The 17215-nt window shown below is 74.9% G+C and carries 17 protein-coding genes and 1 riboswitch; of the genes, 9 read left to right on the forward strand and 8 right to left on the reverse strand.

What is annotated here, in order from left to right:
* Window positions 1–139 precede the first annotated feature (139 nt).
* The 3 genes from ACWPWW_RS18095 to ACWPWW_RS18105 all read left to right on the forward strand — a co-directional run bounded on the left by ACWPWW_RS18095 (window position 140) and on the right by ACWPWW_RS18105 (window position 3866).
* Window positions 140–2668 (forward strand): ATP-binding protein, encoded by a 2529-nt coding sequence (locus ACWPWW_RS18095; protein ID WP_454051708.1) that lies wholly within the window; start codon window positions 140–142, stop codon window positions 2666–2668.
* Window positions 2665–3372 (forward strand): response regulator, encoded by a 708-nt coding sequence (locus ACWPWW_RS18100; protein ID WP_454051709.1) that lies wholly within the window; start codon window positions 2665–2667, stop codon window positions 3370–3372. The genes ACWPWW_RS18095 and ACWPWW_RS18100 overlap by 4 nt, the downstream gene beginning before the upstream one ends.
* Window positions 3373–3550: 178 nt before the next feature.
* Window positions 3551–3625, forward strand: a riboswitch (cyclic di-GMP riboswitch).
* 16 nt (window positions 3626–3641) lie between these two features.
* A complete protein-coding gene (locus ACWPWW_RS18105) occupies window positions 3642–3866 on the forward strand; it encodes a BldC family transcriptional regulator (protein ID WP_454051710.1) in 225 nt (74 codons plus the stop codon).
* A 191-nt stretch (window positions 3867–4057) separates the two neighbouring features.
* Here ACWPWW_RS18105 and ACWPWW_RS18110 read toward each other — a convergent pair whose 3' ends face one another.
* Genes ACWPWW_RS18110 through ACWPWW_RS18120 form a run of 3 tightly spaced genes read right to left on the reverse strand, consistent with a single transcriptional unit; the run spans window position 4058 to window position 7668 of the window.
* On the reverse strand, window positions 4058–4663 hold the full coding sequence (locus ACWPWW_RS18110; protein ID WP_454051711.1) for a TetR/AcrR family transcriptional regulator: 606 nt from the start codon (window positions 4661–4663) through the stop codon (window positions 4058–4060).
* Window positions 4664–4691: 28 nt separating this feature from the next.
* Window positions 4692–6848, reverse strand: a complete 2157-nt coding sequence (locus ACWPWW_RS18115; RefSeq protein ID WP_454051712.1) for a YhgE/Pip family protein — start codon at window positions 6846–6848, stop codon at window positions 4692–4694.
* A gap of 46 nt (window positions 6849–6894) precedes the next feature.
* Window positions 6895–7668, reverse strand: a complete 774-nt coding sequence (locus tag ACWPWW_RS18120) for an ATP-binding cassette domain-containing protein (protein WP_454051713.1) — start codon at window positions 7666–7668, stop codon at window positions 6895–6897.
* A 118-nt stretch (window positions 7669–7786) separates the two neighbouring features.
* Between ACWPWW_RS18120 and def the strand changes: the two genes are divergently transcribed.
* The 5 genes from def (at window position 7787) to ACWPWW_RS18145 (ending at window position 12003) form a co-directional block, all read left to right on the forward strand.
* Window positions 7787–8272, forward strand: coding sequence for a peptide deformylase (gene def / locus ACWPWW_RS18125; protein ID WP_389230193.1), 486 nt, complete (start codon window positions 7787–7789; stop codon window positions 8270–8272).
* A 182-nt stretch (window positions 8273–8454) separates the two neighbouring features.
* Window positions 8455–8952 (forward strand): DUF3145 domain-containing protein, encoded by a 498-nt coding sequence (locus ACWPWW_RS18130; RefSeq protein WP_454051714.1) that lies wholly within the window; start codon window positions 8455–8457, stop codon window positions 8950–8952.
* Window positions 8953–9090: 138 nt separating this feature from the next.
* Window positions 9091–9579 (forward strand): FMN-binding protein, encoded by a 489-nt coding sequence (locus tag ACWPWW_RS18135; RefSeq protein WP_454051715.1) that lies wholly within the window; start codon window positions 9091–9093, stop codon window positions 9577–9579.
* Complete coding sequence (locus ACWPWW_RS18140) at window positions 9566–10474, forward strand: FAD:protein FMN transferase (protein WP_454051716.1); 909 nt, start codon at window positions 9566–9568, stop codon at window positions 10472–10474. Before ACWPWW_RS18135 ends, ACWPWW_RS18140 begins: the two co-directional genes overlap by 14 nt.
* A complete protein-coding gene (locus ACWPWW_RS18145; RefSeq protein WP_454051717.1) occupies window positions 10471–12003 on the forward strand; it encodes a ferredoxin--NADP reductase in 1533 nt (510 codons plus the stop codon). Before ACWPWW_RS18140 ends, ACWPWW_RS18145 begins: the two co-directional genes overlap by 4 nt.
* A 15-nt stretch (window positions 12004–12018) precedes the next feature.
* Here the strand turns inward: ACWPWW_RS18145 and ACWPWW_RS18150 are convergent, their stop codons facing one another.
* The gene (locus ACWPWW_RS18150) at window positions 12019–12561 is read right to left on the reverse strand and encodes a dihydrofolate reductase family protein (RefSeq protein WP_454051718.1); all 543 of its coding nucleotides are present in this window, start codon (window positions 12559–12561) and stop codon (window positions 12019–12021) included.
* 108 nt (window positions 12562–12669) lie between these two features.
* On the opposite strand from ACWPWW_RS18150, the gene ACWPWW_RS18155 reads away from it, so the two are divergent.
* A complete protein-coding gene (locus tag ACWPWW_RS18155; RefSeq protein ID WP_454051719.1) occupies window positions 12670–13305 on the forward strand; it encodes a TetR/AcrR family transcriptional regulator in 636 nt (211 codons plus the stop codon).
* A gap of 30 nt (window positions 13306–13335) precedes the next feature.
* Here ACWPWW_RS18155 and ACWPWW_RS18160 read toward each other — a convergent pair whose 3' ends face one another.
* From ACWPWW_RS18160 to ACWPWW_RS18175, 4 genes are all read right to left on the reverse strand, one after another.
* Window positions 13336–14574, reverse strand: a complete 1239-nt coding sequence (locus ACWPWW_RS18160; RefSeq protein WP_454051720.1) for a beta-ketoacyl-[acyl-carrier-protein] synthase family protein — start codon at window positions 14572–14574, stop codon at window positions 13336–13338.
* Window positions 14575–14724: 150 nt separating this feature from the next.
* Complete coding sequence (locus ACWPWW_RS18165) at window positions 14725–14973, reverse strand: acyl carrier protein (protein ID WP_146838928.1); 249 nt, start codon at window positions 14971–14973, stop codon at window positions 14725–14727.
* Window positions 14974–15062: 89 nt separating this feature from the next.
* On the reverse strand, window positions 15063–16067 hold the full coding sequence (locus tag ACWPWW_RS18170) for a beta-ketoacyl-ACP synthase III (protein ID WP_454051721.1): 1005 nt from the start codon (window positions 16065–16067) through the stop codon (window positions 15063–15065).
* Window positions 16064–17050, reverse strand: a complete 987-nt coding sequence (locus ACWPWW_RS18175) for an ACP S-malonyltransferase (RefSeq protein WP_454051722.1) — start codon at window positions 17048–17050, stop codon at window positions 16064–16066. Before ACWPWW_RS18175 ends, ACWPWW_RS18170 begins: the two co-directional genes overlap by 4 nt.
* Window positions 17051–17215 lie beyond the last annotated feature (165 nt).

Genomic DNA, 17215 nt, shown 5'->3' on the forward strand with positions numbered 1-17215 from the left:
GGGGCCGCTCAAGGGGAACCACGGCGACGCCGGCCGTCGCGGCTACGATCACCTGCGCGGTGCCGACTGCTCCGGTCGCCGAGGCCGTCGACCGTCGCGACCTGCACCTCGAGCGTGGACCACCAGGAGGAGAGCGCGGATGACGCGGGGCCGGTTGCGTGTGCTGCTCGGGGCCGCCCCCGGCGTCGGGAAGACGTTCGCCATGCTCGAGGCGGGCCGGGATCTGCGCGCCGACGGCGCGGACGTCGTGGTGGCGGTGGTGGAGACCCACGGGCGCTCGGCCACGGCGGCGCTGCTCGACGGGTTCGAGGTCGTGCCCCGTGCCCGGGTGGAGCACCGCGGGGTCGTGCTCACCGAGATGGACCTCGACGCGGTCGTCGCGCGACGCCCGCAGGTCGCCCTGGTCGACGAGTACGCGCACACCAACGCCCCGGGCGCGCGGCACGACAAGCGGTGGCAGGACGTGTCCGCCCTGCTCGATGCCGGGATCGACGTGCTCACCACGGTGAACATCCAGCACATCGAGTCGTTGAACGACGTCGTCCGCACGATCACCGGGGTGCCGCAGCGGGAGACCGTGCCCGACGCGGTGCTGCGCGCGGCCGACCAGATCGAGCTGGTGGACCTGACGCCGCAGTCACTGCGGGACCGGCTGGCCGCGGGTGACGTGTACCCGGCGGAGCGGGTGGACGCGGCGCTGTCGAACTACTTCCGGCTCGGCAACCTCACCGCGCTGCGCGAGCTGGCGCTGCTGTGGCTGGCGGACGAGGTCGACTCGGCCCTGCGCAGCTATCGGGCCGAGCACGCGATCGACGTGCCGTGGGAGGCGCGCGAACGGGTCGTCGTCGCGCTCACGGGCGGGCCGGAGGGGGAGACGCTGCTGCGTCGCGGCGCGCGGATCGCGTCGCGGTCGGCAGGTGGGCAGCTCCTCGCCGTGCACGTCACGGCGCAGACGGGTCTGCGCGACACCGACCCGGAGGCGCTCGCCGGCCAGGCGGCGCTGACCGAGAAGCTCGGCGGCACCTACCACCAGGTCGTGGGCGAGGACGTGCCGACCGCGCTGGTGGAGTTCGCGCGGTCGCAGGACGCCACCCAGCTCGTGATCGGGCTCAGCCGCCGGAGCCGGCTGCGTGCCGCGCTGACCGGGCCGGGCATCGGGTCGACCGTCATCCGCGAGTCCGGGCCGATCGACGTGCACATCGTCAACCACGCCGCAGCAGCCGCGCGGCTGCCGCTGCCGCGGCTCACCGGAGCGCTCACGGTGCAGCGCCGGGTGCTCGGGTTCGTGCTGGCGCTGGTCCTGGGGCCGCTGCTCACCTGGCTGCTGGTCGCCGGTCGCAGCGAGGAGTCGCTCGCCGGCGACGTGCTCGCGTTCCAGCTGCTCGTCGTGGTCGTCGCGCTGGTCGGCGGCCTGTGGCCGGCGCTGCTGACCGCGCTGCTCTCCGGGCTGACGCTGAACTACCTGTTCGTCGCCCCGATCCACACCGTCAGCGTCAACGACCCCGTGCACGGGCTCGCCCTCGTGCTGTACGTCGCGAACGCCGCGCTGGTCAGTGCCGTCGTCGACCTGGCCGCGCGCCGCAGCCGAGCCGCCCAGCGAGCGCGCGCGGAGTCCGAGCTGCTCGCGACCGTCGCCGGCGGGGTGCTGCGCGGGCAGGACGCGCTCGGTGCGCTGGTCGAGCGGGCGCAGGAGGCCTTCGGCCTCGCGGGGGTCCGGCTGCGCGCGGGCGAGGAGGTGCTCGCCGAGGCCGGCACCGTGCGGCCCGGGTCCCCGAGCGTGCCCGTCGACGAGCACACGGTGCTGGACCTGGACCGCGGTGCCGGGTCAGGTCCCGCGAGCCCCGAGGTGGGCGACGTCGACGGTGTCGGCAACCGGCTGCTCGGCGTCGTGGTGACCCAGGTCGCCGCGACCCTGGACCACCAGCGCCTCAGCCGGACCGCCGACGCGATCGGGCCCCTGCGGGAGACGGACCAGGTGCGCAGCGCGCTGCTCTCGGCGGTCAGCCACGACCTGCGCCGCCCGCTGACCGCCGCGACGACGGCCGTCGGCAGCCTGCGTTCCGCCGACGTCGACCTCACGCCGGCCGACCGGGACGAGCTGCTCGCCACGGCCGAGGAGAGCCTGGGGGCGCTCACCGTGCTCGTCACCGACCTGCTCGACGTCAGCCGCCTGCAGGCCGGCGTGCTCGGGGTCGCCACCCGGCCGACGGACGTGGACGACGTGATCCTGCCCGCGCTGGACGAGCTGCGGCTCGGCCCGGACGACGTGCGGCTGGAGCTCGACCCGGCGCTGCCCGCCGTGCTGGCCGATCCGGCCCTGCTGCGCCGCGTGCTGGTGAACGTCCTGGCCAACGCGGTGCGGGCGAGCCCCGGGGGCGTTCCCGTGCGGGTGCAGACGAGCGCCTTCGCGGACCGCGTGGAGATCCGGGTCGTGGACCACGGTCCGGGGGTGCCCGCGGACCGGCGCGCGGACCTGTTCCTGCCGTTCCAGCGGCTCGGGGACACCGACAACAGCACCGGGCTCGGGCTGGGCCTGGCGCTGTCCCGCGGGTTCACCGAGGGCATGGGCGGCACGCTCGGGCCGGAGGACACCCCCGGGGGCGGGTTGACGATGGTCATCGCGCTGCGCCAGGCGGACGCGGCCGGCGGCGAGAGGGTCGCCTCGTGAAGATCCTGATCGCCGACGACGACCCGCAGATCCTGCGCGCCCTGCGGATCACCCTGCGGGCCCGGGGGTACGAGATCCTCACGGCCACCGACGGCGCGTCCGCGCTGAACCAGGCCATCGAGCACAAGCCGGACCTCTACCTGATCGACCTCGGGATGCCGCACCTGGACGGCGTGGAGGTGATCCACGGCCTGCGGGGCTGGACCGGTGCGCCGATCCTCGTGCTGTCCGGGCGGACCGGCTCCTCCGACAAGGTCGAGGCGCTCGACGCCGGTGCGGACGACTACGTGACCAAGCCGTTCGGCGTCGACGAGCTCCTGGCGCGCATCCGCGCGCTGACCCGCCGGGTGCCCGGTCAGGACGCCGAGCCGCTGGTGCGGATCGGCGACGTCACCGTGGACCTGACCGCCACGACCGTCACCCGGGACGCCGCCGACGGCAGCCCGCCCCAGCCGGTCCGGCTCACGCCGACCGAGTGGCGCATCCTCGAGGTGCTGGTGCGCAACGCGGGCCGGCTCGTCACGCGCCAGACGCTCCTGCAGGACATCTGGGGGTCGGAGCACATCACCGACACCGGCTACCTGCGGCTGTACCTGTCCCAGCTTCGCAAGAAGCTCGAGCCGGACCCGGCCGCGCCGCGGTACCTGCTGACGGAGCCGGGGATGGGCTACCGGTTCGACCCCGCGGGCGGTGCGCCGGCCTGAGACGCGGCCGAACGGGTGATGTCCTGCGCGCAGGGAGCACACCGGTGGCGAGGGTCGTGCGGGTCAGGTAACGGCTGACGTGTCCGGTATGTGAGCGCCCACATCGCTGACCTGCGTGTTTGTCCGCTCTCGGGTGGTACTTGCCGTTCTGTCCGATTTCTGTATAGTTCTACCCGTTGAGCGACAACGGCAAACCCGCTGCAAGGCGGGGACGCAAAGCCACGGGACCTACACGGTCAGCCGGGCTACCGAACCGACTAGGAGTCATCATGACGTACCCCCTCGAGGCCCAGATCCCCACGCAGGTCTCCTCCTCGCTGCTCACCCCCGGTGAGGTCGCGGTGATGTTCCGGGTCGACCCGAAGACGGTCACCCGCTGGGCCCAGGCCGGCAAGCTGTCCGCCGTCCGCACCCTCGGCGGTCACCGCCGCTTCCTCGAGGCCGAGGTCATGGAGCTGCTGGGCGCCGTCCCGCAGCAGGCCGGCCGCTACTGAGCCTCCCCGCACGTCCCGGAACGGGCCCCCGAGCACACGCGCGGGGGCCCGTTCTGCGTCTGCCGCCGCGCCGAGTGGAAGGTTCTGCCGAACACGCCGGAGCGTGTCGGGCAGAACCTTCCACTTGGCGGGCGTCAGGGGTGCCGCGCGCCGGGGGAACCGGGGGCCCGGGGGAACCGGGTCGGTGCGGGTCAGAGGGGGTCGAGGACCGTGGCCAGGACCGCGCGGCGGACGTCCGCCACGGGGCGCTCGGGCTGGAACGCCAGCCACTCCAGCCCGGCGACGAGCGTCGCGCCGAACATCGCCGCGGCGGTGAGCGACGGGTCGCGCTGCGGCCAGGACGCGGCCACCACCTCGGCGAACACCGCGAAGGCCTCGTCCCGCACCTGGCGGATGGAGTCCTGCCAGTCCCGTCCGGTGCGGAACACCTCGGCGACCAGGACCTTGGCGAAGTCGGGGTGCCCCTGGATCTGCGCGAGCAGCTCGTGGACCAGCGCACCGACGGCGTCCCGGCCCGCACGGCCCTCGGCCGCGCCGCGCAGAGCGGTGGTGAGCGCGCGCTGCCCCTCGGTGAGCACGGCCTCGAACAGCGCGCCCTTGGACCCGAAGTTGTAGTACACGCTGCCCTTGGCGACACCGGCGCGGTCGGCGATGTCGTCGACGGAGGTGGCGGAGAACCCGCGGTCGGCGATCAGCGCGACGGTGGCGTCGATGATCGCGCGGCGGGTGTCGCGCCGGCCGCCGGGGGCGTCGGCGGTCGCGGGGGCCGGGGTGACGGCGTCGGCGGCGGTCGGCATGGCGTCCAGCCTCTCAGATCCGGCGCGATCAGATGGACAGGGCCGGGTGCAGGCGGGACAGCGTCCACGTCCGCTGCCGGGCCGCGCACCAGGACGTGACGGCGAGCGAGCCGACCAGGAACAGCAGCAGCGCGCCGACCGACGACCACAGCCGGCCGTCCGTGCCGCCGGTGGTGAGCTCGCGCAGCCCGGTGACGGCGTAGGTCATCGGCAGCCCGGGGTGCAGCCACCGGAAGAACGCCGGGGTGGTCTCGACCGGGTAGGTGCCGCTGGCGGCGGTGAGCTGCAGCATGAGCAGCGCGATGATCGCCACCTTGCCCGCGGCCGGGCCGAGCACGGCGGTCAGCATCTGCTGCACGGCGAGGAACGCGGCGGCGACCAGCACGGTGAACGCCACGGTCCCGAGCGCCGTGGACATGCCGAGCCCGAGCCCGAAGTGCACGACGGCGAGCAGCACGACGACCTGGCCGACGCCGATCGCGAGGGCGGGCAGGTACCCGGCCAGGGCGATCCGCCAGCCGCGGGCGGGGGTGGCGAGGCCGCGCGGCGGGAGCGGCCGGAGCAGCAGCCAGGTGATCAGCCCGCCGACGAACAGCGCCAGCGGGATGAAGAACGGGGCGAAGCCCTCGCCGTACCCGTCCGCCGCGGCGACGTCGGTGCTGGCCATCTGCACCGGGGTGCTGAGCGCGTCGGCGCGGGCGGCGCGGGTGGTGTCGTCGTCGTCCGGGATCTGCGCCGCGCCGTCGGCGAGGGAGTCGGCGAGCTGCCGGCTGCCGTCGCCGAGCTGGTCGGAGCCGTCGGCGACCTGCGTGGCGCCCGAGGCGAGCGTGCTCGTCCCGGTGGCGAGGTCGCCGGCCCCGGACGCGAGCGTCTGCGCGCCGTCGTCGAGGTCGGCGGCGCCGGACGCGAGGGTGCTCGCGGCGCTCGCGAGTGCGGACGCACCGGTGGCGACCTGCGCGGTGCCGTCGGCCAGGGCGGCCGCGCCGGTGGCGAGCTCGCCGGACGTCTGGTCGAGCGTCCCGAGGCCCCCGGACAGCGCCGCGGAGCCGTCGCGGACCTGGTGCGCGCCCGAGACCAGCCGCGCCAGGTCGGCGGCGGCGTCCGGGTCGTCGGTGGTGGGCACCGCGGCGACCGCCTGCTGCAGCGCCGCCAGCTGCGCCTGGATCCGCGCCGCGGCGGCGGTGTCGCCCTGCGCGGCCTGCTCCTGCGCCAGGGTGCCCAGCGCGGTGCCGACGGAGGTCAGGTCGCCGCCGAGCTGCTCGGCGGCGCTCTGCAGCCCGGTGACCGTGCCCGCGAGGGTGTCCACGCCGTCGCTGACCTGCGCGGATCCGACGGCCAGCGTGCCGGCGCTCGTCGCCGCGGTCTGCGCGCCGGCGGCGAGCTGCTGCGCGCCCGAGGCGAGGGTCGCCGCGCCCGACGCGGCGGAGCCGGCGCCCGACGACAGGGTCGCCGCGCCCGACGCGAGCTGCGCCGCGCCGGAGTCGAGCCGGCCGGCGCCGCCCGCGAGCTCGCTGGACCCGCTCGCGAGCCGGGCGGCGCCGTCCGCGGCGGACGTCGCCCCGTCGGCCACCTGGTGCGCGCCGGAGGACAGGTCGCCGCTGGCGGCCGACAGCGTCAGCGCGCCGTCGGACGCCTGCGCGAACCCGTCGCGGGCCGACCCGAGGCCGACGAGCACCTGGTCCGCGGCCTGCTCGCCGATGGTCTCGGACACGGCGGCGCGGATCTGCGTCATCGCGCTGCGGCCCAGGGTGGACGCCAGATAGGAGTTCGCGTCGTTGTACGTGACGTCGATCTCGGCGGAGGCCGGGTCGTCGCCGCCGAGGGAGGCGATGTCCGCGGAGAAGTCGGCGGGCAGCGTCACCGCGAAGTAGTAGGTGCCGTCCCGCACGCCGTCCGCCGCGGTGCCGGCGTCGACCGTGCGCCAGTCGAGGGCCTCGGAGTCGAGCAGCTCGTCCACGACGTCGGCCCCCGCCCGCAGCGGCTCGCCGTCGCGGGTGGCGCCCTCGTCGGCGTTCACCAGGGCGACGGGCAGCCGGTCCAGGTTCCCGGTCGGGTCCCAGTAGGCCCAGAGGTAGAGCGCGCCGTAGAGCAGCGGGATGGAGAGCATCGCGACGACGGCGAGCTTCGGCAGCACGCCGCGGCGGAACCGGCGCAGCTCGGTGCCGGTCGACAGGAAGGAGAGCATCAGGGGTCCTCGTGGGAGACGAGACGGAGCGGGGGAGGAGGAGGGGTCAGCCGGCGGGCACGGCGTGCGGGCCGGTCGCGAGGTTGACCACCTCGGGTGGCGTCCGCCAGTGCGTGCGGGCGACCTCGTCCAGGCTGGCGACCGAGGCGACCACGGTCGTGCCGGCCGCCGCGACCGCCTCCAGCCGGGTCCACACGGTCTGCCGGCGGCCGGAGTCGTGCACCTGGTCGAGGTCGTCGACCACGAGCAGGTCCGGGCGCTGGGCGAGGGCGAGCGTGAGGCGGAGCAGCATCGCGTCCACCTCGTCGAGGTCCCACACGACCGTGCCGACCCGCGGGAGCGGCCGGTCGCCGAACACGGGTGCCGCGACCTCGGCGAACCGCTCCTGGCCGACCGTGCCCGTGCGGCGGTACCAGGGCGCGAGCCAGGCGAGGCGCTCCCGGGTGACGTCCCCGACGGTCACGGAGTCGTCGAGCTCGTCGACGCCCGCGAAGCCGGCGACGGCGGCCCGCCGCTGGACCGCCGCGCGGTGCCGGGGGAGCTCCGCGCCGAGCACCGTGAGCTCGGCGCCGGAGTCGGGCACCATCCGCCCGGCGAGCGTGAGCAGCAGGCTCGACCGGCCGGCACCCTGCGGACCCTGCACCACGGCGAGCGCGCCCGCCGGCAGGTCCAGGTCGAGGGGGCCGTAGACGGGACCGCGTGATCCGGTCAGGCGCAGGCCGCGGGCGCGCACGGCGAGGGCCGGGCGGTCGGGCTCCTGCTCGGGACGTGCGACGTCCTGCTCGTGGGCCGCGCGGGTCGGGGTGGGCTCGGTGGACACTGTCGCCTCGTTCGCGTTCGCACTGACTGGTCAGTACAAAGATAGGCCGACGGCGGCCCGGTGTCATGCGGAGGTGCCGTTCCGCGGATCACACGCCGGACATGGAAGAATCCTCGTCATGGCGATGAGAGAGATCCGTGTGGTGGGCGACCCGGTGCTGCGCACCCCGTGCGAACCGGTGACCACCATCGACGCCCGGGTCCGCGGGCTGGTGGAGGACCTCCTCGAGACGGTCGACCACGACGGTCGCGCCGGGCTGGCCGCGAACCAGATCGGCGTGGGGCTGCGCGCCTTCTCCTGGAACATCGACGACGAGCTCGGCTACGTGCTCAACCCGACGATCGTCGAGCTGTCCGAGGACTTCCAGGACGGCGACGAGGGCTGCCTGTCGGTGCCCGACCTGTGGTTCCCGACCCGGCGCGCCTGGTACGCGCGGGTGGTGGGTCACGACCTGGACGGCAAGGAGGTCGTCGTCGAGGGCGTCGAGCTGATGGCGCGCTGCCTCCAGCACGAGGTCGACCACCTGGACGGGCACCTGTACATCGACCGGCTGGACCGGTCCGTGCGCAAGAAGGCCATGCGGGCGATCCGCGAGACGCTCTGACGCCCCGCGCGAGCCCGGGCAATTCGGGCGGATGTGGTCGGTGGGGGCCGGAGCGCTGGTGCGCACCGGCCCTCATCAGGCATGCTGTGCCTTGCAAACCGTGAAACTGTGCGTTCCACCCGGGAGATGCGGGACGAGGTCGTTGGGGAAGACGAACCTCGAGCCGAACCGGGAGGGATGACATGGCTGGTGCTATCACCCGCGGTGTTCTTTTCGTGCACTCTGCGCCGCGTGCGCTCGCGCCGCACCTGGAGTGGGCGGCGGGCAACGTGCTGGGCACTCGCGTGTCCATGGAGTGGACGGAGCAGCCTGCCGCGCCCGGCATGCTGCGCGCCGAGCACTCGTGGCAGGGCGCCCAGGGCACCGGCGCGCGCGTGGCCTCGGCGCTGCGCGGCTGGACCCACCTGCGCTACGAGGTGACCGAGGACGCGAGCCACGGCAGCGACGGCGCCCGGTGGAGCCACACCCCGGAGCTGGGCATCTTCCACGCGCAGACCGACGTGCACGGCAACGTCGTGGTGCCCGAGGACCGGATCCGCGCGGCGCTCGACCAGGGCGACGCCGGGACGTTGCGGGCCGAGCTCGCGCTCGCGCTCGGCCAGGCGTGGGACGACGAGCTCGAGCCGTTCCGCTACGCCGGTGCCGGCGCCCCCGTCCGCTGGCTGCACCGCGTGGGCTGATCCCGCTCGCACACCGGTGTCATCCCGCGTTCCCAGGTGATTCGCAGGTAGCGCTCCTAGCGTCGATGGTCCGACGAGATGCGATCGCATTCAACGAGCGAAGCCCGGGATGCCCGGGACCACCAGGGAGGCAGCACCATGGCTCACTCGATCCGCCGACGCACGCTCACCGTGCTCTCCGGGCTGTCGGTCGTCGTCGCGGTCGCCGCGTGCGGCAACGCCGACGCCGCCACCGAGGACGACGCACCAGCGGCGCAGTCCGGCTCCGGCTCGGACGCCGACGCCACGGCCGGTGCGGGGACCGACGGCACCGCGGGTGCGACTTCCGGCACCTACACCGACGGGACCTACACGGCTGAGGGTTCCTACGACACCCCGGGCGGCGAGGAGTCGATCTCCGTCGAGGTGACCGTCGCCGACGACGTCGTCACGGACGTGACCGTCACCCCCGAGGCCAGCGGCGGCAACGCGGCCCGGTTCCAGGACGAGTTCGCGTCGGGCATCGCGGACGAGGTCGTGGGGACGGAGCTCGCCGGGCTGTCCGTGGACAAAGTCTCCGGGTCCTCGCTGACCGGTGACGGGTTCAACGCGGCGCTCGACCAGATCCGCGCCGATGCCGAGGCCTGACCGGGCCCTGCCGCACAGCGCCGGCTTCGACGCGATCGGCACCCGCTGGACGATCGACACGCGCGACCCGCTGCCGGCGGACGTGCTCGCGGCGGTGCACGACCGCATCGCCCGGTTCGACCAGGACTGGTCCCGGTTCCGCGCCGACTCCTGGGTGGCGGAGGTCGCCCGGGGCGGCGCCGGCACCTACCCGCTGCCGGAGGACGCGGGGCCGCTGCTCGCGGCGTACGACGTCGCGGCGCGCTGCACGGACGGGGCGGTGAACCCGCTGGTGGGCCGGGCCCTGGAGGAGCTCGGCTACGACGCGGCGTACACGCTGCGCCCGCGCCGGGACGCCGCCGGCGCCCTGCTCACCGGTCCCGCCCCGGACTGGCGCACCTCGGCGCGGCGGTCGGCCGACGGCCGCACGCTGACGCTGGACGAGCCCGCGCTGGTCGACGTCGGCGCCGCGGGCAAGGGGTACCTGGTGGACCTGGTGGCCGGCGTGCTGACGGCGCACGGCGTGCCCGAGCACGTGGTGGACGCGGGCGGCGACCTGCGCGCCGCGGCACCCGAGCCGCTGACCGTCGCGCTGGAGGACCCGCGGGACACCGCCCGCGCGATCGGCGTCGTGCGCCTGGCCGCGGGCGCGCTCTGCGGCTCGGCGACGAACCGGCGTACCTGGGCCCCCGGCGTGCACCACGTCGTCGACGCCCGGACCGGCGCGCCGACCGGGGACGTGCTCGCGACCTGGGCCCTCGGGCCGTCCGCGCTCGTGGCCGACGCCGCGGCGACCGCGCTGTTCTTCGCCGAGCCGGACCTGGTCGCCTCCCGGTTCGGCATCGGCTACGTGGTCCTGCGTGCGGACGGCAGCGTCCGCTGGTCGCTGGGCATCGACGGGGAGGTCTTCGCATGAGCGCGTCCGCGGGGTTCGCGTGGGTGGACGAGCGGCTCGGCCGCGTCACCATGTACCGGCTGCTGACGCTCGGGCTCTCGGGCCTCGCGCTGGTGGCCCTGGTGCTGTCGGCGACGGGGGTGCTGTTCGTCGAGCCGGGGGCCGTGCTGGTCAGCGCGGTGGTCGCGGTGGCGGCGTCGGTCGCGAGCGCGTGGCTCGCCGCCCTGGTGGCGCGCACCCGGCCGCACACCGAGTCGGCGGTCATCACGGGGCTCATCCTGCTGTTCCTGTTCTGGCCGACGCTCGAGCCCGGCTACCTCGGCACGCTCGCCCTGGCCGCCGTGCTCGCCAACGCGTCGAAGTACGTGCTCGCCTGGCGCGGCCGGCACGTCCTGAACCCGGCAGCCGTCGGCGCGTTCGTCGTCGGGCTGACCGGCTGGGACGCGACGACCTGGTGGGTGGCGGACCGGTGGCTGCTGGTGCCGGTGCTGCTGCTGACGGTGCTCGTGGTCGTCCGGACCCGGCGGTACGCGCTGGTCGGCACGTTCGTCCTGGCGGCGACGGTGTTCGTGACGCTGCGGCTCGCGACCGGCGGTGAGCCGGTCGTCGACGCGGTGTCCACCGCGCTGGTGTCGTACCCGATCCTGTTCCTGGCCGGCGTGATGCTCACCGAGCCGCTGACGCTGCCGCCGCGCCGGTGGCAGCAGCTGCTCGAGGCCGTGGTGGTCGCGGCGGTGTTCGCGGTGCCGTACCACCTGGGCCCGCTGTTCAGCACGCCCGAGGCGGCGCTGCTGGTGGGCAACCTCCTCGCGTTCGGCTTCGGGCAGCGCGGTGCCGTCCGGCTGACGCTGACCCGGCAGACCCGGCTCACGCCGCGGACCGTCGAGCTCGCGTTCCGGGCCGACCGGCCGGTGCGGTTCCGGCCCGGCCAGTACGTCGAGCTGACCGTGCCGCACCCGCGCCCCGACGCGCGCGGCACCCGGCGGGTGTTCAGCGTCTCGTCCGCGCCGTCCGCCGACGAGCTCACCGTCGCCCTGACCGTCCCCGAGCGGGCGAGCAGCTTCAAGCGCGCCCTCGGCGCGCTGCCCGTCGGCGCCCGGGTCCGGGCCACGGGACTGGGCGGCGACTTCGTGCTGCCGGCCGACCCGGCGCGGCCGCTGCTGCTGGTGGCGGGCGGCATCGGGGTGACGCCGTTCGCGAGCCACCTGGCGTCGCTCGCGGCGGCGGGGGAGCAGCGCGACGTCGTGCTCGTGTACGCGGTGACCGACCACGCGGAGCTGGCGTACGCCGAGCCGCTGACCGCGGCCGGGGCCCGCGTGCTGGTGCTCTCCTCGGCGACGGACCGAGCCGCCCAGGACGGGCTGCCCGCCGGCTGGGTGCACCTGAGGGAGCGGCGGCTGACGCCGGAGGTGCTCGCCGAGGCCGTGCCGGACGTCGCCGCGCGCGACGCCTACGTCTCGGGCCCGCCGGCGATGGTCGACCGCACCCGCGCGCTGCTGCGGCGCGCGGGGGCACGCCGGGTCCGGACGGACGCGTTCAGCGGGTACTAGCCGGACCGAGGGGGCTCAGCGCAGGACGCGGTACCGCAGGTGGGCCTCGCTCGCGTAGCCCGTCGTCTCGACCCGCTCCAGGGCGACGCGCTGCCCGAGCCCCGTGAACAGCGGGATCCCGTCGCCGAGCAGCAGCGGCACGACGTCGAGGTGGATCTCGTCCACCAGGCCGAGGCGCAGGCACTGCCGCGAGATGCTGCCGCCCAGCAGGGCGACCCACCGGTCCCCGGCCGCCTCCTGCGCGGAGGCGACCGCCCGCGCGATGTCGTCGACCACGAACGAGTAGGTCGTGCCGTCCTTCTCGACCGGCTCGTGCGCCGTGTGCGTCATGAGGAAGACCGGCACCTTGAGCATCCCGCCGTAGGGCTCTTCGCCGTCCTCGACCGTCCGGGCCTTGTTGGCACCGCCGACCACCGCGCCGATGCGGTCGAGGACCCGGGTCACGACCGCGTCGTCCTCGGGGACGGTGGGCGTCCCGAGCATCCAGCCGATCCCTCCCTCGGTGTCGGCCATGAACCCGTCGAGGGTCACCGTCGCGTGGATGAAGGTGGTCGCCATCGGTCTGCTCCTTCGCGGATCCGGAGGTGAGCCGGTCCACTCACCTCTCGCAGCGTGGCACAGCGCGCGAGGTGAGTCAAGCCACTCACCTCGTGGGAGACTGCGTGCATGACCGGCACGCTCTCCGCCTACCACCGGGACGTCGCGACCCGGAACCGCGAGGCGATCCTCGACGCCGCCGCCGAGCTGTTCCTCGACCTCGGCTACGACCGGACCTCGCTCGCGCGCGTCGCCCAGGCTGCGGGCGTGTCCCGGGCGACGCTGTTCAAGCAGTTCCCGTCCAAGGCGGAGCTCTTCGAGGCGACGGTGCTCGCCGCCGGCGGCACGCCCGGCACCGAGCCGGTCGACCCGCCCGCCGGCGACTTCCTCGCCGGGCTGGTCCACCTCGGCCGGGCCTACGCGGACGTGCTCGGGCGCCCGCGGATGGCCGGGCTGATGCGGACCATCATCACCGAGCAGCCCCGGTTCCCCGAGCTGCGGGAGCTGACCTTCGACTTCGGCACGCTCCCCGTGCTGGAGGCGCTGCGGCGCTACCTGGGGGAGGCGGACGCGGCGGGCGTCGCCGAGGTGGACGACCCCGAGATCGCCGCGACCCAGCTGCTCGGCATGATCGCGTCCGCGGTGTTCTGGCCGCGCCTCGTGCACGGCACCTGGTCGATCTCCGAGGAGGAGCGGCTCCGCGCGGTCGACGAGGCGGCGCGCACGACCGCCGCGCGGTACGCCGTCGAGCGCCCCGCGGGGTAGCCCGCGGGGCGCTGTGCCGGCCGGGCCGGGTCAGGCGTTCGTGACCACCAGGGCCACGTTGTGCCCGCCGAAGCCGAACGAGTTGTTCACCACCGCGATGTCGCCGTCGGGCAGCGCGCGGGGGGTGTCGCGGACCAGGTCCAGCACCAGCTCGGGGTCCGGCTTCTCGACGTTGATCGTCGGCGGCGCCTTCCGGTCGTGCACCGCGAGCACGGAGAACACGGTCTCCAGCGCGCCGGCGCCGCCCAGCAGGTGACCGGTCATCGACTTGGTCGCCGACAGCACCACGCCGTCGGCATCGGCGCCGAGCGTCTCGCGGACGCCGCGGGCCTCGATCAGGTCGCCGACGACCGTCGAGGTGGCGTGCGCGTTCACGTGCTTGACGTCGGCCGTCGAGATGCCCGCGTCCTTCATCGCCATCCGCATCGCGGCGATCTGCCCGCGGCCCGTGGGCTCGGGGGAGGTGATGTGGTAGCCGTCGGACGACAGGCCGACGCCGGCGATCTCGGCGTACACGCGGGCGCCGCGAGCCGCGGCGTGCGCCTCCGACTCGAGCACCACGATGCCCGAGCCCTCGCCGATCACGAAGCCGTCGCGGTCGACGTCGTAGGGACGCGAGGCCCGCGCGGGGTCGTCCGTCCGGGTCGACAGGGTGCGGGACGCGGCGAACGCCGCCATCGGCATCGGGTGGATGGTGGCCTCGGTGCCACCGGCGATGACGATGTCGGCGCGGCCGGAGCGGATCATCTCGGCGGCGTAGCCGATCGCCTCGGCACCGGAGGCGCAGGCCGAGACGAGGGCGTGCGCACCGGCGCGGGCGCCGAACTCCAGCTCGACGTACGCGGACGGCGAGTTCGGCATGAGCATGGGGACGGTCATCGGCAGGACGCGGCGCGCGCCCTTCTCGCGCAGGGTGTCCCACGCGTCGAGGGTGGTCCAGATGCCGCCGATGCCGGAGGACACCACGACGCCGAGGCGGTCCTGGTCGACCTCGGGCGAGCCCGCGTCGGCCCAGGCCTCGCGCGAGGCGATGATCGCGTACTGCGCCGAGGGGTCCATCTTCTTGATCTCGGGCCGGGGGAGGACGTCCTCCGGGCGGACCGCGAGGGTGGCGGCGAAGTCGACCGGCAGGCCGTACGTCTCCGCCCAGTCGTTCTCGAGGGTGCGCGCACCCGACGTCCCGGCCAGGGCGGCCTGCCAGGTGGTGGGCACGTCCCCGCCGAGGGGGGTCGTGGCGCCGAGTCCGGTGACGACGACTCGTGTGCTCATCGGGTGCTCCTGGGGGTGTCGGGTACGGCTGGTTCGGGGGTCCCGGACGGTGCCGGGACGCGACCGGGGTCCGCGCCGCGGGATGCCTCACGGCTCCTCACGTCGCCGGCGTGCAGCCGGCGACGCGGCGCGGACCCCGGTCGGTGTGTCTCAGGCCTGGGCGTTCGAGATGAACGACACCGCGTCGCCGACGGTCGCGAGGTTCTTGACCTCGTCGTCCGGGATGCGGACCTCGAACTTCTCCTCGGCCAGGGTCACGATCGTCATCATCGACAGGGAGTCGATGTCGAGGTCGTCCGTGAACGACTTCTCGGGCAGGACCGAGTCGGTCGGCAGGCCGGTCTCCTCGCTGACGATCTCGGCCAGGCCGGCCAGGATCTCCTGCTCGCTGTGCGCCATCGGTGTCTCCTTGGTTGTGTGCTGCGCCGGGCCGTGGGGCCAGGCGACGACTGTCGGTCGATGAACGGTACTGCGGGTGGCGGCCCCGGTCAGGGCAGCACGACCACCTGGGCCGCGTACACGAGGCCCGCGCCGAACCCGATCTGCAGGGCGAGCGCCCCGCTGGAGACCTGGCCCTCGCGGAGCAGCCGCTCGGTGGCGAGCGGGATCGAGGCCGCCGACGTGTTGCCGGTGTCCGCGATGTCCCGGCCGACCGCGACGGTCTCGGGCAGCTTCAGCTGCTTGATCATCTGGTCGATGATCCGCATGTTCGCCTGGTGCGGGATGAACGCCTCGATCTGGTCGGCCGTGACGCCCGCAGCGGCCAGCGCCTTCTCGGCGACCGGGGCCATCTGCCAGACCGCCCACTTGAAGACGCTCGGGCCCTCCTGGCGCAGCGTCGGCCAGCCGGCGCCGTTGTCGCGCACGTCGATCCACGAGTGGGTCTGCCGGATCGCCTGCGACTGGCTGCCGTCCGAGCCCCACACGGTCGGGCCGATCCCCGGCGTGTCGGACGGGCCGACGACGACCGCGCCCGCGCCGTCGCCGAGCAGGAACGAGATGCTCCGGTCGGTGGGGTCGACGAAGTCGCTCATCTTCTCCGCGCCGATCACCAGCACGTTGCGGGCGGTGCCGGCGCGGACCAGCGCGTCCGCCTGGCCGATGCCGTAGCAGTAGCCGGCGCAGGCGGCCGAGATGTCGAACGCGGCCGCGGGCGTCGCGCCGAGGCGGTCGGCGAGGATCGCGGCACCGGACGGCGTCTGGTGGAAGTAGGTGACGGTCGCCAGGATGACGGCGTCGATGTCCGAGCCCTGCAGGCCCGCGGCCTCGATCGCCTGCCGGCCCGCACGCTCCGCGAGGTCGAGCACGTCCGTGTCCGCGCCCGAGCGGGTGCGGGTGACGATGCCGGTGCGCTGCTGGATCCACTCGTCGGACGAGTCGATGGGGCCGACCAGGTCGTCGTTCGGGACGACGTTCTCGCCGCGCGCGGCGCCCAGGCCGAGGATCCGCGTGTGGGCGGGGCCGGTGGCCTGGGTCAGGGTGGGGCGGGTCACAGGGCGGTCTCCTGGGAGTCGTCGGTCGGTGCTGGCACGGCGCCGGACGGGGTCGCCGCGTGACGCGCGACCAGGTCCCGGGCGGCGGGCAGGTCGGCCGGCGAGGTGATCGCGACCGTCTCCACCCCGGGCAGGCTACGCCGCGCCAGGCCCTTGAGCACACCTCCCGGGGCGAGCTCGAGCAGGCCGGTCACGCCCAGCTCGGCGAGCGTCGCCTGGCAGAGGTCCCAGCGCACCGGGGAGGTGATCTGGGACACGAGGCGGGCCACGACGTCCGCCCCCGTCGCGTCCGCGCCGTAGGCGGAGCCGTCGGCGTTGGTCAGCAGCACGGAGCGCGGGGCGGCGCTCTCCCAGCCCGCCGCCACGGCGCCGAACGCCTCGCGGGCGCTCTGCATGTACGGCGTGTGGAACGCGCCGGCCACCTGCAGCGGCACGACCCGGGCCCGGGCCGGCGGGTTCTCGACGAACCGGGCCAGCGCCTCGGTGGAGCCCGCGACCACGGTCTGGCCGCCGCCGTTCACGTTGGCGGGCCAGAGGCCGGCGGCCTCGACCGCCGCCGCGACCTCGTCCGGGTCGCCGCCGAGCACCGCCGCCATGCCGGTCGGCTCCGCCGCGGCGGCCTCGGCCATCGCCCGGGCCCGGTGGGACACCAGCCCGACGGCCGCGGTGTCCGCCAGCACGCCGGCGACGGCGGCGGCGGCGAACTCGCCGACCGAGTGGCCCGCGGTCGCACCGACCGGGACCGGGCCGCCCTCGTCCTCCAGCGACCGCAGCGCGAGCAGCGAGGTGGACACGATCAGCGGCTGGGCCACGGCCGTGTCGCGGATGGTGTCGGCGTCGGAGGTCGTCCCGTGCGCCGTCAGGTCGACGCCCGCGGCCTCCGAGAAGGCCGCCAGGCGGTCGGCGGTGCCGGGCAGCTCCAGCCAGGGGCTGAGCATGCCGGGGTTCTGGGCGCCCTGTCCCGGGCAGACGATCGCGAGCACCCGACCAGTGTGCCTGCCCCGCGCCCCACGCCCGGTCACGACGCGTACCAAGCTCCGGTGCCCGACTTGTCGGCCTTCGACAACACCGGGACGCCGCTGCGCGGCCGCGTCGGGCGCGCTCTCGTCGCCGAGGTCGTCCGTCCTGCGGGACGACCTCGTGCGGTG

It is taken from the genome of Cellulomonas sp. Marseille-Q8402, assembly GCF_965119525.1.

What these genes read in the sequence shown, in the direction of transcription:
- ACWPWW_RS18095 (WP_454051708.1), top strand. Translation starts at nt 140, where the DNA reads ATGACGCGGGGCCGGTTGCGTGTGCTGCTCGGGGCCGCCCCCGGCGTC.
- ACWPWW_RS18105 (WP_454051710.1), top strand. Translation starts at nt 3,642, where the DNA reads ATGACGTACCCCCTCGAGGCCCAGATCCCCACGCAGGTCTCCTCCTCG.
- ACWPWW_RS18110 (WP_454051711.1), bottom strand. Translation starts at nt 4,663, where the DNA reads ATGCCGACCGCCGCCGACGCCGTCACCCCGGCCCCCGCGACCGCCGAC.
- ACWPWW_RS18115 (WP_454051712.1), bottom strand. Translation starts at nt 6,848, where the DNA reads ATGCTCTCCTTCCTGTCGACCGGCACCGAGCTGCGCCGGTTCCGCCGC.
- def (WP_389230193.1), top strand. Translation starts at nt 7,787, where the DNA reads ATGGCGATGAGAGAGATCCGTGTGGTGGGCGACCCGGTGCTGCGCACC.
- ACWPWW_RS18130 (WP_454051714.1), top strand. Translation starts at nt 8,455, where the DNA reads ATGGCTGGTGCTATCACCCGCGGTGTTCTTTTCGTGCACTCTGCGCCG.
- ACWPWW_RS18135 (WP_454051715.1), top strand. Translation starts at nt 9,091, where the DNA reads ATGGCTCACTCGATCCGCCGACGCACGCTCACCGTGCTCTCCGGGCTG.
- ACWPWW_RS18140 (WP_454051716.1), top strand. Translation starts at nt 9,566, where the DNA reads ATGCCGAGGCCTGACCGGGCCCTGCCGCACAGCGCCGGCTTCGACGCG.
- ACWPWW_RS18145 (WP_454051717.1), top strand. Translation starts at nt 10,471, where the DNA reads ATGAGCGCGTCCGCGGGGTTCGCGTGGGTGGACGAGCGGCTCGGCCGC.
- ACWPWW_RS18150 (WP_454051718.1), bottom strand. Translation starts at nt 12,561, where the DNA reads ATGGCGACCACCTTCATCCACGCGACGGTGACCCTCGACGGGTTCATG.
- ACWPWW_RS18155 (WP_454051719.1), top strand. Translation starts at nt 12,670, where the DNA reads ATGACCGGCACGCTCTCCGCCTACCACCGGGACGTCGCGACCCGGAAC.
- ACWPWW_RS18160 (WP_454051720.1), bottom strand. Translation starts at nt 14,574, where the DNA reads ATGAGCACACGAGTCGTCGTCACCGGACTCGGCGCCACGACCCCCCTC.
- ACWPWW_RS18165 (WP_146838928.1), bottom strand. Translation starts at nt 14,973, where the DNA reads ATGGCGCACAGCGAGCAGGAGATCCTGGCCGGCCTGGCCGAGATCGTC.